9 protein-coding genes are annotated in these 13,119 nt (G+C 66.0%); 6 read left to right on the plus strand and 3 right to left on the minus strand.

Features of this window, described 5'->3' with window-relative positions; translation table 11 throughout:
* Positions 1-122: 122 nt before the first annotated feature.
* Complete coding sequence (locus tag DA1_RS19735) at positions 123-1,286, minus strand: AI-2E family transporter (protein WP_034393000.1); 1,164 nt, start codon at positions 1,284-1,286, stop codon at positions 123-125.
* Between the two features lie 231 nt (positions 1,287-1,517).
* Between DA1_RS19735 and DA1_RS19740 the strand changes: the two genes are divergently transcribed.
* The 5 genes from DA1_RS19740 (at position 1,518) to DA1_RS19760 (ending at position 9,205) form a co-directional block, all read left to right on the plus strand.
* Positions 1,518-4,397 (plus strand): 2-oxoglutarate dehydrogenase E1 component, encoded by a 2,880-nt coding sequence (locus DA1_RS19740; protein WP_034393004.1) that lies wholly within the window; start codon positions 1,518-1,520, stop codon positions 4,395-4,397.
* Between the two features lie 54 nt (positions 4,398-4,451).
* Positions 4,452-5,717, plus strand: coding sequence for a 2-oxoglutarate dehydrogenase complex dihydrolipoyllysine-residue succinyltransferase (gene odhB, locus DA1_RS19745; protein WP_013802659.1), 1,266 nt, complete (start codon positions 4,452-4,454; stop codon positions 5,715-5,717).
* A gap of 90 nt (positions 5,718-5,807) precedes the next feature.
* Positions 5,808-7,235, plus strand: coding sequence for a dihydrolipoyl dehydrogenase (gene lpdA / locus DA1_RS19750; protein ID WP_034393007.1), 1,428 nt, complete (start codon positions 5,808-5,810; stop codon positions 7,233-7,235).
* Positions 7,236-7,332: 97 nt separating this feature from the next.
* Entirely contained in the window at positions 7,333-8,436 is a 1,104-nt protein-coding gene (gene zapE / locus DA1_RS19755) for a cell division protein ZapE (protein WP_012205332.1), read from the plus strand.
* A 40-nt stretch (positions 8,437-8,476) separates the two neighbouring features.
* Positions 8,477-9,205: a hypothetical protein gene (locus DA1_RS19760; RefSeq protein WP_034393010.1), complete on the plus strand. Its 729-nt coding sequence runs from the start codon at positions 8,477-8,479 to the stop codon at positions 9,203-9,205.
* Positions 9,206-9,214: 9 nt separating this feature from the next.
* On the opposite strand, the gene DA1_RS19765 is transcribed toward DA1_RS19760, so the two are convergent.
* Positions 9,215-9,988 carry a PP2C family protein-serine/threonine phosphatase gene (locus DA1_RS19765; protein WP_034393013.1) on the minus strand — a complete coding sequence of 258 codons (774 nt, stop codon included), beginning with the start codon at positions 9,986-9,988 and terminating at the stop codon, positions 9,215-9,217.
* 136 nt (positions 9,989-10,124) lie between these two features.
* Here DA1_RS19765 and DA1_RS19770 point away from each other — a divergent pair, with 136 nt between their 5' ends.
* Positions 10,125-12,293: an ATP-dependent DNA helicase gene (locus tag DA1_RS19770; RefSeq protein WP_034393018.1), complete on the plus strand. Its 2,169-nt coding sequence runs from the start codon at positions 10,125-10,127 to the stop codon at positions 12,291-12,293.
* Here DA1_RS19770 and DA1_RS19775 read toward each other — a convergent pair.
* The gene (locus DA1_RS19775) at positions 12,256-13,047 is read right to left on the minus strand and encodes an outer membrane protein assembly factor BamD (protein WP_034393021.1); all 792 of its coding nucleotides are present in this window, start codon (positions 13,045-13,047) and stop codon (positions 12,256-12,258) included. The two genes, DA1_RS19770 and DA1_RS19775, sit on opposite strands and share 38 nt — an antisense overlap.
* Positions 13,048-13,119: the final 72 nt, after the last annotated feature.

Genomic DNA, 13,119 nt, shown 5'->3' on the forward strand with positions numbered 1-13,119 from the left:
CATTGAATGGATGAATGAGCTCGATGAATCCAGGCTATTGCGCGAATGCGATCCATTTGCACCCATTGAATGCCTGAAAATGGATTTCCGGCCCCCGTCCAGAGGGAGGGGCCGGAGCAGGCTCAGCGTGCCGGCGGGCGCGGATCCTGCGGTGCTTGCTTGAGGTCCATATCATCCGATGTCTGATATTCAGCATGCGCCAAACCTGCCTGGGCAAGTTGGCGGCGCTTTTCCTCATCCTGCACTTGCATGCGCGAGAACATGTCCCAGATCGCCATGAACAGGGCCGCGATCACGGGGCCTATCACAAAACCCGTCAGTCCGAAGAGAGCCATGCCGCCCAGCGTCGAGATCAGCACGATGTAGTCGGGCATCTTCGTGTCCTTGCCCACCAGCAAGGGGCGCAGCACGTTGTCCACCAGTCCGATCACCAGCACGCCGTAGGCGATCAGGATCAGGCCCTTGCCCATGGCACCGGTGGCCAGGAAGTAGATGGCCACAGGGGCCCAGATCAGGCCAGCGCCCACGGCGGGCAGCAGCGACAGGAAGGCCATCACCACGCCCCACAGCACGGGCCCCTGGATGCCCAGAATCCAGAAGATCAGCCCGCCCAGCGCGCCCTGGGCGGCCGCCACGGCCAGGTTCCCCTTGACGGTGGCACGGATCACGGTGGTGAACTTGCTCGACAGCTCGGCCTTGTGGTCGGCCTGCAGCGGAATCGCCATGCGGATGCGCTGGGTCAGGTCACGGCCGTCGCGCAGCAGGAAGAACAGCAGATACAGCATCACGCAAAAGCCCACCAGGAAGCCGAACGTGTTCTGGCCTATGCCCAGCGCCTTGGTGGCGGCCAGCTTGGAGGCCTGCATGGCGATGCTGGACAGCTTGTCCTGTAGCTCGGCCAGCGAGCCCAGGTGCAACCGCTCCAGCCAGGGTGTGACCCAGGAGGGCAGGGCGTCCATGATCTGTTGCAGATAGGTGCCTGCATCCAGGTTGCCGCTGTTGACGCGCTCATAGATCAACGAGGCCTCGCGCACCAGGGAGGCGCCGATCAGCGCCAGCGGCAGGATGGCCACGACCAGGCACAGCAGCAGGGTGGACAGGGCGGCGAGATTGGTGCGCCGGGGCATGCGCGCCAGCAGGCGCCGGTGCAGCGGCGAGAACAGGATGGCCAGGGCGACGCCCCAGAAGATGGCCCCCATGAATTCCCAGAGCACGGCACCGAAGCCTATGGTCGCCGCGATCAGCAGCAGCATGAAAGTGCGTTTGTGTAAGGGCAGCAGGTTCATCTGTCGGTCCGTTCGGAAGATGCGCCAATGTACGCGACTGCGGGAACTCCCGGAGGGTCCAGGTAATCGCTTGGTAACTGCCCTGCTGCGATGTTTGAACGGTGGCACAATGGCGGTCGCAACCAGGCCCTTCCCCAGCCACAGTCGCATCCGCCAATCGGTACAGCCGTGTCGCGGAAGGTTCCACAAACCAGCTAATGCCTCCTTCAGGGAGGCTGAGGTCAGCGCAATATGAGCGATCAGACGTCGGTCTACCAAGCCTACCAAGGCAATACCTACCTCTTCGGCGGCAATGCCCCCTACGTCGAAGAAATGTACGAGAACTACCTGGCCAACCCCGGTAGCGTGCCGGATTCCTGGCGCGAGTACTTTGATGCACTGCAACATGTGCCCGCAGTCGACGGCACGGACTCCAAGGACGTCCCGCACCAGCCCGTCATCAACGCTTTCGCCGAGCGCGCCAAGCAAGGCGGCACCAAGGTGGTCGTGGCCTCCGGCGCCGACTCCGAGCTGGGCCGCAAGCGCACCGCCGTCCAGCAGCTGATCGCCGCCTACCGCAATGTCGGCGCACGCTGGGCCGATCTCGATCCCCTCAAGCGCACCGAGCGCCCCGAAATTCCCGAGCTGGAGCCGTCGTTCTACGGCTTCACCGATGCCGACCAGGAAACGGTGTTCAACACGAGCAACACCTTCTTCGGCAAGGAAAGCATGTCGCTGCGCGAGCTGATGAACGCGCTGCGCGAGACCTACTGCGGCACCCTGGGCACCGAGTACATGTATGCCACCGACCAGACGCAAAAGCGCTGGTGGCAGCAAAAGCTGGAAACCAGCCGTACCAAGCCCAGCTTTGACGCCAACCAGAAAAAGCGCATCCTCGACCGCCTGACGGCTGCCGAAGGCCTGGAACGCTACCTGCACACCAAGTACGTCGGCCAAAAGCGCTTCTCGCTGGAAGGTGGCGAAAGCTTCATCGTCGCCATGGACGAGCTGATCAACGCTGCCGGCCAGAAGGGCGTGCAGGAAGTCGTGATCGGCATGGCCCACCGCGGCCGCCTGAACGTGCTGGTCAACACCCTGGGCAAGATGCCCAAGGACCTGTTCGCCGAGTTCGATCACACCGCTCCCGAAGATCTGCCCTCGGGCGACGTGAAGTACCACCAGGGCTTCAGCTCCGATGTGTCCACCGCTGGCGGCCCTGTCCACCTGTCGCTGGCCTTCAATCCCTCGCACCTGGAAATCGTCAACCCCGTGGTCGAAGGCTCGGTGCGCTCGCGCATGGACCGCCGCGACGACCCGCACGGCAAGCAAGTGCTGCCCGTGCTGGTGCACGGCGATGCCGCCTTTGCCGGCCAGGGCGTGAACCAGGAAACCCTGGCGCTGGCCCAGACCCGTGGCTACACCACGGGCGGCACAGTGCACATCATCATCAACAACCAGATCGGCTTCACCACCTCCGATCCGCGCGATACCCGCTCCACGCTGTACTGCACCGACATCGTCAAGATGATCGAGTCGCCCGTGCTGCACGTGAACGGCGATGATCCGGAAGCCGTGGCACTGGCCGTGCAGCTGGCGCTGGAATTCCGCATGGAATTCTCCAAGGACGTGGTCGTGGACATCGTCTGCTTCCGCAAGCTGGGCCACAACGAGCAGGACACGCCTGCCCTGACCCAGCCGCTGATGTACAAGAAGATCGGCGCCCACCCCGGCACCCGCAAGCTGTACGCCGACAAGCTGGCCACGCAAGGCCTGGGCGAATCGCTGGGCGACGACATGGCCAAGGCCTACCGCGCCGCCATGGACGAAGGCCGCCACACCGTGGACCCGGTGCTGACGAACTTCAAGAGCAAGTACGCCGTGGACTGGAGCCCGTTCCTGGGCAAGACCTGGACCGACGCAGGCGACACCGCCATCCCGCTGACCGAATGGAAGCGCCTGGCCGAACGCATCACCACCATCCCCGAGACCGTGACCCCGCACGCGCTGGTCAAGAAGGTCTATGACGACCGCGCAGCCATGGGCCGCGGCGATGTCAACGTGGACTGGGGCATGGGCGAGCACATGGCCTTCGCATCGCTGGTCGCATCGGGCTACCCCGTGCGCCTGTCGGGCGAGGACTGCGGCCGCGGCACCTTCACCCACCGCCACTCGGTCATCCATGACCAAAAGCGTGAAAAGTGGAGCGAAGGCACCTACATCCCGCTGCAGAACGTGGCCGACAGCCAGGCTCCGTTCACCGTCATCGACTCCATCCTGTCCGAAGAGGCCGTGCTGGGCTTCGAGTACGGCTACGCGTCGAACGATCCCAACACCCTGGTGATCTGGGAAGCCCAGTTCGGCGACTTCGCCAACGGCGCCCAGGTGGTGATCGACCAGTTCATCGCCTCCGGTGAAGTCAAGTGGGGCCGCATCAACGGCCTGACGCTGATGCTGCCGCACGGCTATGAAGGCCAGGGCCCCGAGCACAGCTCGGCACGCCTGGAGCGCTTCATGCAGCTGGCCGCCGACGCCAACATGCAGATCGTGCAGCCCACCACGGCCAGCCAGATCTTCCACGTGCTGCGTCGCCAGATGGTGCGCCCGCTGCGCAAGCCGCTGGTCATCATGACGCCCAAGTCGCTGCTGCGTAACAAGGATGCGACCTCGCCGCTGTCCGAATTCACCAGCGGTGGTTTCCAGACCGTGATCCCCGAGCAGGACGAAGCCGTCGTGAAGAACGCGGCCAAGGTCAAGCGCGTGATCGCATGCTCGGGCAAGGTCTACTACGACCTGGTCAAGAAGCGCGCCGAGAAGGAAAGCAAGGACGTCGCCATCATCCGCGTCGAACAGCTGTACCCCTTCCCGCACAAGGCCTTCGCCGCTGAACTCAAGAAGTTCGGCAACGCCACCGAGATCGTCTGGTGCCAGGACGAGCCGCAGAACCAGGGCGCCTGGTTCTTCGTGCAGCACTACATCCACGAGAACATGCTCGATGGCCAGAAGCTGGGCTACTCCGGCCGCGCTGCCTCGGCATCGCCCGCCGTGGGTTACGCACACCTGCACCAGGAGCAGCAAAAGGCCCTGGTGGAAGGCGCGTTCTCCAAGCTCAAGGGTTTTGTCCTGAACAAGTAAGGCAGCCCCCACCCGCTACGTATCAGTACAGAACACTTTTGGAAAGAATCACAAATGGCTATCGTTGAAGTCAAAGTTCCCCAGCTGTCCGAGTCCATCGCTGAGGCCACCATGCTGACCTGGAAGAAGAAGGCCGGCGAAGCGGTTGCAATCGATGAGATCCTCATCGAAATCGAAACCGACAAGGTCGTGCTCGAAGTGCCCGCACCCGCCGCTGGCGTGCTGGCCGAGATCGTGCAAGGTGACGGCGCCACCGTGGTGGCCGAGCAGCTGATCGCCAAGATCGACACCGAAGGCGTGGCCGGCGTGGCCGCTGCCGCTCCTGCCGCAGCCGCCGCTCCCGCTGCCGCAGCGCCTGCTGCTGCTCCCGCCGCTGCTGCTGCCACTGGCGGCAGCAAGGGCGATGTCGCCATGCCCGCCGCTGCCAAGCTGCTGGCCGAGAACAACCTGTCGGCCGCCAACGTGGCTGGCTCCGGCAAGGATGGCCGCGTGACCAAGGGCGACGCCCTGGCGGCCGTCAAGGGCGGCGTGCAGTCCACGGCTGCCGTCATCCCCACCGGCGTGCCCACCAAGGCGCTGCCCCAGGTGTCGGCTCCCGCTGCCAAGGAAGACCTCAGCGGCCGTCCCGAGCAGCGCGTGCCCATGAGCCGCCTGCGTGCCCGCGTGGCCGAGCGCCTGCTGCAGTCGCAGTCCACCAACGCCATCCTGACCACGTTCAACGAAGTCAACATGGCCCCGGTGATGGATCTGCGCAAGAAGTTCCAGGACGCCTTCACCAAGGAACACGGCACCAAGCTGGGCTTCATGTCCTTCTTCGTCAAGGCGGCAGTGCACGCCCTGAAGAAGTACCCCGTGCTCAATGCTTCCGTGGACGGCAACGACATCGTCTACCACGGCTACTTCGACATCGGTATCGCCGTGGGTTCGCCCCGTGGCCTGGTGGTGCCCATCCTGCGCAATGCAGACCAGATGAGCTTCGCCGACATCGAAAAGAAGATTGCCGAATTCGGCAAGAAGGCGGCGGACGGCAAGCTGGGCATTGAAGACATGACCGGCGGCACCTTCTCCATCTCCAACGGCGGCACCTTCGGCTCGATGATGTCCACCCCCATCATCAACCCGCCCCAGTCGGCCATCCTGGGCGTGCACGCCACCAAGGACCGCGCCATGGTCGAGAACGGCCAGGTCGTGGTCCGCCCGATGAACTATCTGGCCATGTCCTATGACCACCGCATCATCGACGGCCGCGAAGCCGTGCTGGGCCTGGTGGCCATGAAGGACGCGCTGGAAGATCCTTCGCGCCTGCTGTTCGACCTGTAATTCCACAGGGTTCGACACGACGAAAACCCACCCTTGGCCGCGTGCCCTGCGGTGGGTTTTTTCATGCATCACAGACAAGAGATTCCTGAAATGAGCAAGCAATTCGACGTCATCGTCATCGGCGCGGGCCCTGGCGGCTACATCGCCGCCATCCGTGCCGCACAACTGGGCTTCAACGTGGCCTGTATCGACGAGTGGAAGAACGCCGCTGGCGGCGCCGCTCCGGGCGGCACCTGCACCAACGTGGGCTGCATTCCCTCCAAGGCCCTGCTGCAGTCGTCCGAGCACTTCGAGCACGCCAATCTGCACTTTGCCGACCATGGCATCTCCACCGGCAAGGTCGAGATGGACGTGGCCAAGATGATCGCCCGCAAGGATGCGGTCGTGAAGCAGAACAACGACGGCATCCTGTACCTGTTCAAGAAGAACAAGGTCACCTTCTTCCACGGCCGTGGCTCGTTCGTCAAGGCGGTCGAGGGCGGCTACCAGATCAAGGTTGCCGGCAAGGAAGAGGAAGTGCTGACGGGCAAGCAGATCGTGGTCGCCACGGGCTCCAGCGCCCGCGCGCTGCCCGGCGTGCCCTTCGATGAAGAGAACATCCTGTCCAACGACGGCGCCCTGCGCCTGGGCAAGGCCCCCAAGAAGCTGGCCCTGATCGGCGCTGGCGTGATCGGCCTGGAAATGGGCTCGGTCTGGCGCCGCCTGGGCACGGAAGTGGTCGTGCTCGAAGGCATGGACAAGTTCCTGTCCGCCGTGGACGAGCAGATCGCCAAGGAAGCCAAGAAGGCGTTCGACAAGCAGGGTCTGAAGATCGAGCTGGGCGTGAAGATCGGCGAAATCAAGAGCGGCAAGAAGGGCGTGTCCATCGCCTACACCAACGCCAAGGGTGAAGCCCAGGCGCTGGAGGCCGACAAGCTGATCATCTCCATCGGCCGCACCGCCAACACGGCCGGCCTCAATGCCGAGGCCGTGGGCCTGGCTCTGGACGAGCGCGGCTGCGTCGTGGTCGATGACGACTGCAAGACCAGCCTGCCCGGCGTTTGGGCCGTGGGCGACGTGGTGCGCGGCCCGATGCTGGCGCACAAGGCCGAGGAAGAGGCCGTGGCCGTGGCCGAGCGCATTGCCGGCCAGCATGGCCATGTGAACTTCGGCACCATTCCCTGGGTGATCTACACCAGCCCCGAAATCGCATGGGTGGGCCGCACCGAGCAGCAACTGAAGGAGCAGGGCGTCAAGTACAAGGCTGGCACCTTCCCCTTCCTGGCCAACGGCCGCGCGCGCGCCCTGGGTGATACCACGGGCATGGTCAAGTTCCTGGCCGATGCCGAGACCGACGAAATCCTGGGCGTGCACATGGTCGGCCCCATGGTCTCGGAGCTGATCTCCGAAGCCGTGGTCGCCATGGAGTTCAAGGCATCGAGCGAAGACATCGCCCGCATCTGCCACGCCCACCCCTCGCTGTCCGAGGCCACCAAGGAAGCGGCACTGGCCGTCGACAAGCGCACTCTGAATTTCTGAGTGCCAGGCTAGCCATCTAGCCCAAGTCAAAGACCTGAAAGCGCTTGCCTTGCAAGCGTTTTCAGCTTCTGAATACATAGCGAATGGTTGATGCTGCATGAGCGTTTCAGTGCGAGAGGCCTACGAGGCCGAACTGGTAGCCAAGGGCTTTCACAGTGATCCTGCGCAGTTGCGCGCCGTCGAGGCGCTGCAGCGCTGTGCCGACGACTGGGCGGTCTACCGCCAGCGCCGCTCCAACGCCTTCAAGAAGCTCATCAACCATCCCGAGATTCCCCGCGGCGTCTACATGTACGGCGGGGTGGGGCGCGGCAAGAGCTTTCTCATGGACTGCTTCTTCAACGCCGTGCCGCTCAGGCGCAAGGTGCGCCTGCATTTCCACGAATTCATGCGCGAGGTCCACCGCGAGCTCGCCGTGCTGCAGGGCACGCAGAACCCGCTGGACGTGCTGGGTGCCCGCATCTCCAAGAAGTACAAGCTGATCTGCTTCGACGAATTCCACGTCGCCGACATCACGGACGCGATGATCCTGCACCGGCTGCTGGTCTCGCTGTTTGCCAACGGCGTGGGCTTTGTCACCACCTCCAACTTCAAGCCCGACGAGCTGTACCCGGGCGGCCTGCACCGCGACCGCATCCTGCCGGCCATCGACCTGCTCAACGAGCGCATGGAAGTCGTCAACGTGGACAACGGCACGGACTACCGCCGCCGCACGCTGGAAAACGCCCGGCTCTATCACACGCCCCTGGGTGCAGAGGCCGATGCGGCCATGACCGAAACCTTCGACAAGCTGGCCGAAGTCAAGGACGAAGACCCCGTGCTGCACATCGAGGCGCGCGAGATCCGTGCGCGCCGCCGCGCCGGTGGCGTGGTCTGGTTCGACTTCCGCGAGCTGTGCGGCGGCCCGCGCTCGCAGAACGACTACCTGGAGATCGCGAGCCAGTTCCACACCGTGCTGCTGTCCGACGTGCCCTATATGCCGGTCAACATGGCATCGCCCGCGCGGCGCTTCACCTGGCTGGTGGACGTGTTGTACGACCGCAGGGTCAAGCTGGTCATCTCGGCCGCCGTGCCGCCCGAGCAGCTTTACACTGAGGGCCCGCTGGCCCATGAGTTCCCCCGTACCGTATCGCGCCTGAACGAGATGCAGTCCAAGGAATTCCTGGCGCTGGAGCGCCGTGTGGTGGACACCAGCCTGACCTGAGGCCGGTCCCGGCCGCTGGCGTCGTTTGCCGGACCTGTACATGTTGAAACTGCCTACCTCTGCTTTCGCCCTTGTGAAGAAACTGCCCGTTCCCCTGGGCGCTGCGCTGGCCTGCCTTGTGCTGGCCGGCCCGGCGATGGCTGCGGAGGCTGGCGCGGATAGCGATGCCGATGCGCGGCAGGAACGCGCCCAGGTTGCAAAGCAGGTCCAGGCCGAGCGCAAGGCCGCACGCGCCGAGATCGCGGCCCAGCGTGCCGTCATCGACAGGCGGCGCACGGCCCTGGAGTCCGAGTGCTACCAGCGCTTTGCCGTGGAAGACTGCCTCAGGCAGGCGCGCGAAGAGGCCCGTGAGCAGGACAAGCCGCTGCGCGAACGCGAGCTGCAGATCAACGACGAGGAGCGCAAGGAGCGCGCCGCCCAGCGCCTTGAGGATATCGAGGCCAAGAAGGCCCAGAAGGCCGCCTCGTCCATGCAAGCCAAGGAGCGGCCACCGGCCGCCCAGCGCGACACCCAGGCCCTCAGGGCCCAGCGTGCCCAGGACGCACAGCAGCGTGCAGCCCAGCAGGCCAGCCACCAGCGTGATCGCCAGGCGCAGATCGAGCAGCGCCAGTCTGCGCAGGAGCAGGAGCGGCGAACTGCCGCCCGCGCCCAGTTCGAGGCCAAGCAAAAAGAGGCTGCCGAGCGCAAGGCCCGCGCCGCCGATGCCGCCCGTGATCGCGGCCCGCAGGCAGCGCCCCTGCCTGCGCCTCCCGCGCCTGCGGCGCCCTGAGTTCGGTGGTCACGCCGTCACCGGCTGCTCCAGTGCCTCGAGCTTGAGCACCACCAGCGACAGGTTGTCACCCCCGCCCTGGGCGCGCACGCGTGCCTTGTCGATCAGGAATTCCGTGGCCTCGCGCGGCGTGAGCGCGTTGAGCACGGTGCCCAGTTCCTCCGCCGTGTAGTAGTGCCAGACGCCGTCGCTGCAGGCCATGAGCGTGGTGCCCGGATGCACATGCTCGATCACGTGGTGGCTCATGGGCGGCTCGGCCTCGGTGCCCAGGCAGCCCAGCAGGATGTTGGACTTGGGGTGCACATGGGCCTCGAATTCGGTGAGTTCTCCCCTGTCCACCAAGGACTGGACGTAGGAGTGGTCCTTGGTGCGGTGGACCATGGTCGCGCCCTGGTAGTGGTAGATGCGCGAATCGCCCGAATGCACCCAGTGGCAGCGGCCCTGGGGCAGCAGCACGAAGGCGGCAATGGTGCTGTGCGGCTCCTGCTCGGCCGAAATGGCCGTCAGCCGGATCACCATGTGCGACTCGTGGACGATGCTCTCCAGCAGCGCCGTGCAGTCCTCCTTGCCCGGCTCGAAGCGCTCGAACAGCTGGCGCGCCGTGAGCATGACCTGGTCGGAGGCCTTGCGCCCGCCACTGCGCCCGCCCATGCCGTCGGCCAGCACGCCCAGCAGGCAGCCGTGTACATAGGGGTGGGCCATGAGCATCACCTGGTCTTGCTGGTATTGCCTGTCACCGCGATGGATGCCTGTGGCGGCTTGGAGTCGGTACGCTGGCTGCATGGTCTCTGGTTTGGTGGGCTCTTGGGGCGGTGGATGGGCACACCAATGTCATGGCGCATATTATCGGAGCACCGTCCCCGGCGCTGGCACGCCGCACCCCGGCGGCGCTCTCTTTTTCAACAAACGGACCCGCCCTTTGCATTCCCTGACCGCCGCCGTGCAGGCGGCCTTCGCGCCGCAAGGCCTGCTGTCGCGCGCCGAGGCGCTGTTCCTGCCGCGTGAGGGGCAGACCCGCATGGCCCTGGCCGTGGCCCAGGCCATCGAGCAGCGCCAGACCCTTGTGGTCGAGGCCGGCACGGGCGTGGGCAAGACCTATGCCTACCTGGTGCCGGCCCTGCTCAGCGGCCAGCGCGTGCTGGTGTCCACGGCCACGCGCGCGCTGCAGGATCAGCTGTATGCCCGCGATCTGCCGCGCCTCGTAGCCGCGTTGGGCATGCCGCTGCGCATGGCGCGCCTCAAGGGCCGCAGCGCCTACCTGTGCATGGAGCGGCTGGAGCGTGTGCGCCAGGGCCGCACGGCGCCGCAGGACCCGCAGGTGCTGCGCAGCGTGGCCCTGGTCGAGCGATGGGCACGCACCACGCGCACGGGCGACCTGGGCGAGTTGCCCGCGCTGGACGAGCGCTCGCCCGCGCTGCCCCTGGTCACTTCCACACGCGACAACTGCCTGGGTTCCGACTGCCCGCATTGGCAGGACTGCCATGTCAACGTGGCCCGCCGCGCTGCGCTGGAGGCCGACGTGGTGGTCATCAACCACCACCTCATGTTTGCCGACCTGGATGTGCGCGAGTCGGGCGTGGCCCAGTTGCTGCCCAGCGTGGGCGTGGTCGTTGTGGACGAGGCCCACCAGCTCAACGACACCGGTGTGCAGTTCGCGGGCCAGAGCCTGTCGGGCCAGCAACTGACGGGCTATGCCCGCGATGTGCTGCGCGCCGGCCAGGAACTGGCGCGCGGCATGGCCGACTGGATGCAGCTTGCGGCACGTGTGGAGCAGGCCTTGCGCGAGCTGCGCCTGGCAGCAGGCAAGCCCCCGGTGGGCGGGCGCCTGCCCTGGCAGGGTGTGACGCCGCAGGGGCTGGACGCGCAGCGCTGGCGCACCGCCCTGGTGACGCTGGGGCGCAGCCTGCGGGCACTGCTGGAGCCGCTGGTGCAACTGCAGATCAGCGACCCCGAACTGCGCAGGCTGTTCGAGCGCGGCAACGAACTGCTGCGGCGCCTGGCCACCTTTGCCGCCGCCGCCGTGCAGGACACGGTGCGCTGGCTGGAGCTGGGCAGCCAGCAGATGCGCATGCTGGAGTCTCCGCTGACCATTGCGCACATCATGCGCACGCGGCTGCTGGGGTTGACGCAGGAGCAGGAGGAATCGGAAGACCAGGAGCGAGAGGATGCACAGCCCGAGCCACAAGAACAGGAAGAAGGCGCGCCCGCGCCCGTTCCCGAAGCTGCAGGCCTGCCCCGGCAGCCCTCGGGCACCGCGTGGATCTTCACCTCGGCCACGCTGGGTGACGACGAGCGCCTGAGCTGGTTCACCGAGCCCTGCGGCCTGCGCGAGGCCCAGGTGCTGCGCGTGGACAGTCCCTTTGACTATGCGAGGCAGGCAGCGCTTTACGTGCCCCGGCCCTTTGCCCAGGCCGGCAGCGCCACGCACAGCACCGAGGTGGCGCGCCTGGCGCTGGATGCCGCCCAGCGCCTGGGCGGGCGCACGCTGGTGCTGACGACCACGTTGCGGGCGCTGCACGCCATAGGCGATGCGCTGCAGCAGTCGCTGGGGCTGTTTGGTGAACTCGATGTGCTGGTCCAGGGGCAGGCGCCCAAGCTGGCCTTGATCGAGCGCTTTATCGCGGCCGGAGAAGGCAGGGAAGGCACGGGGGCAAGCCCGGGGCGGGGCTGCATTCTGGTGGCCTCGGCCACTTTCTGGGAGGGAGTGGACCTGCCGGGCGATGCGCTGCAGCTGGTGGTCATCGACAAGCTGCCGTTTCCGCCGCCCGACGATCCGCTGGTCGAGGCGCGTTCGCGCAGCCTGGAATCCGTGGGGCGTCAGGCCTTTGCCGACTACATGCTGCCCGAGGCCGCCATGGCGCTCAAGCAGGGCGCTGGCCGCCTGATCCGGCGCGAGACGGATCGCGGCGTGCTCGTGGTCTGTGATTCCCGGTTGGCCACCATGGGTTACGGGCGGCGGCTGCGTGCTGCGCTGCCGCCCATGCGGACCCTGGTGGACGAGGTGGCCTTTGTTCAGGCCCTGCAGGCGCTGGCGCAGCCTGCGCCGCAGATCACCACAGCTTCCACCACGACTTCTGCTTTGCCGTGAGGTCCTGGTCGGACTCCTGGCCGTAGGAGGCGGACAGCACGCGTTGCGCGTCGTCGCGCAACTGCGTCATGCCCAGGGCGTCGTATGAATTCACCAGGATCTGCATGGCCTCGCGCACGGCGGGCACGCCCTGGTAGTCCTTGACGGCCGTCTGCGCGCGCGCGATGGCGGCCACGTAGGCGCCGCGTCCGTAGTAGTAGCGGGCCACATGCACTTCGTACTGCGCCAGCGAGTTGACGATGTACTGCATGCGCAGCCGCGAATCCTCGGCGTAGCGCGACTCGGGGAAGCGCGTCACCAGTTCGCGGAAGGACTCGAACGAGTCCTTGGCGGCCTTCTGGTCACGCTCGGACAGATCCTGGCGCGACAGCCAGGAGAACATGCCCAGGTTGTCGTTGAAGTTGACCAGGCCCTTCAGGTAGAGGGCGTAGTCGGTGGCGGGGCTGGCCGGATGCAGCTTCAGGAAGCGGTCCAGCGTGGCGGTGGCCTGGATCTTGTCGCCGCTCTTGTACTGGGCATAGGCCTTGTCGAGCTGGGCCTGCTGGGCCAGGGGCGTGCCGGCGGCACGGCCTTCGAGCTTCTCGAACAGCGGAACGGCCTTGTCGAACGCGCCGGAGGCGGCTTCGTCGCGGGCCTCGGTATAGATGCGGTCCGGGGTCCACTTGGCAGTAGGGTCTTGCTGCGTACTGGAGCAGGCTGTCAGAACGCCTGCGACCAGCATGGCGGGAACGATGGACAGGGGAATACGCTGCATGGTGGACGTTTCTCGGGCAATCGAAGGGCGGTGAGAGGGTTGGCGGGCAGGGACGCGGGCCGCGCTGAGGGG

Source organism: Delftia acidovorans NBRC 14950, assembly GCF_001598795.1.
Classification (GTDB): domain Bacteria; phylum Pseudomonadota; class Gammaproteobacteria; order Burkholderiales; family Burkholderiaceae_C; genus Comamonas; species Comamonas acidovorans.

Excerpts from the sequence above, each read along its gene's own strand:
- DA1_RS19765 (WP_034393013.1), bottom strand. The coding sequence starts at position 9,988 with ATGCAGCCAGCGTACCGACTCCAAGCCGCCACAGGCATCCATCGCGGT.
- DA1_RS19775 (WP_034393021.1), bottom strand. The coding sequence starts at position 13,047 with ATGCAGCGTATTCCCCTGTCCATCGTTCCCGCCATGCTGGTCGCAGGC.
- lpdA (WP_034393007.1), top strand. The coding sequence starts at position 5,808 with ATGAGCAAGCAATTCGACGTCATCGTCATCGGCGCGGGCCCTGGCGGC.
- odhB (WP_013802659.1), top strand. The coding sequence starts at position 4,452 with ATGGCTATCGTTGAAGTCAAAGTTCCCCAGCTGTCCGAGTCCATCGCT.
- zapE (WP_012205332.1), top strand. The coding sequence starts at position 7,333 with ATGAGCGTTTCAGTGCGAGAGGCCTACGAGGCCGAACTGGTAGCCAAG.
- DA1_RS19735 (WP_034393000.1), bottom strand. The coding sequence starts at position 1,286 with ATGAACCTGCTGCCCTTACACAAACGCACTTTCATGCTGCTGCTGATC.
- DA1_RS19740 (WP_034393004.1), top strand. The coding sequence starts at position 1,518 with ATGAGCGATCAGACGTCGGTCTACCAAGCCTACCAAGGCAATACCTAC.
- DA1_RS19760 (WP_034393010.1), top strand. The coding sequence starts at position 8,477 with ATGTTGAAACTGCCTACCTCTGCTTTCGCCCTTGTGAAGAAACTGCCC.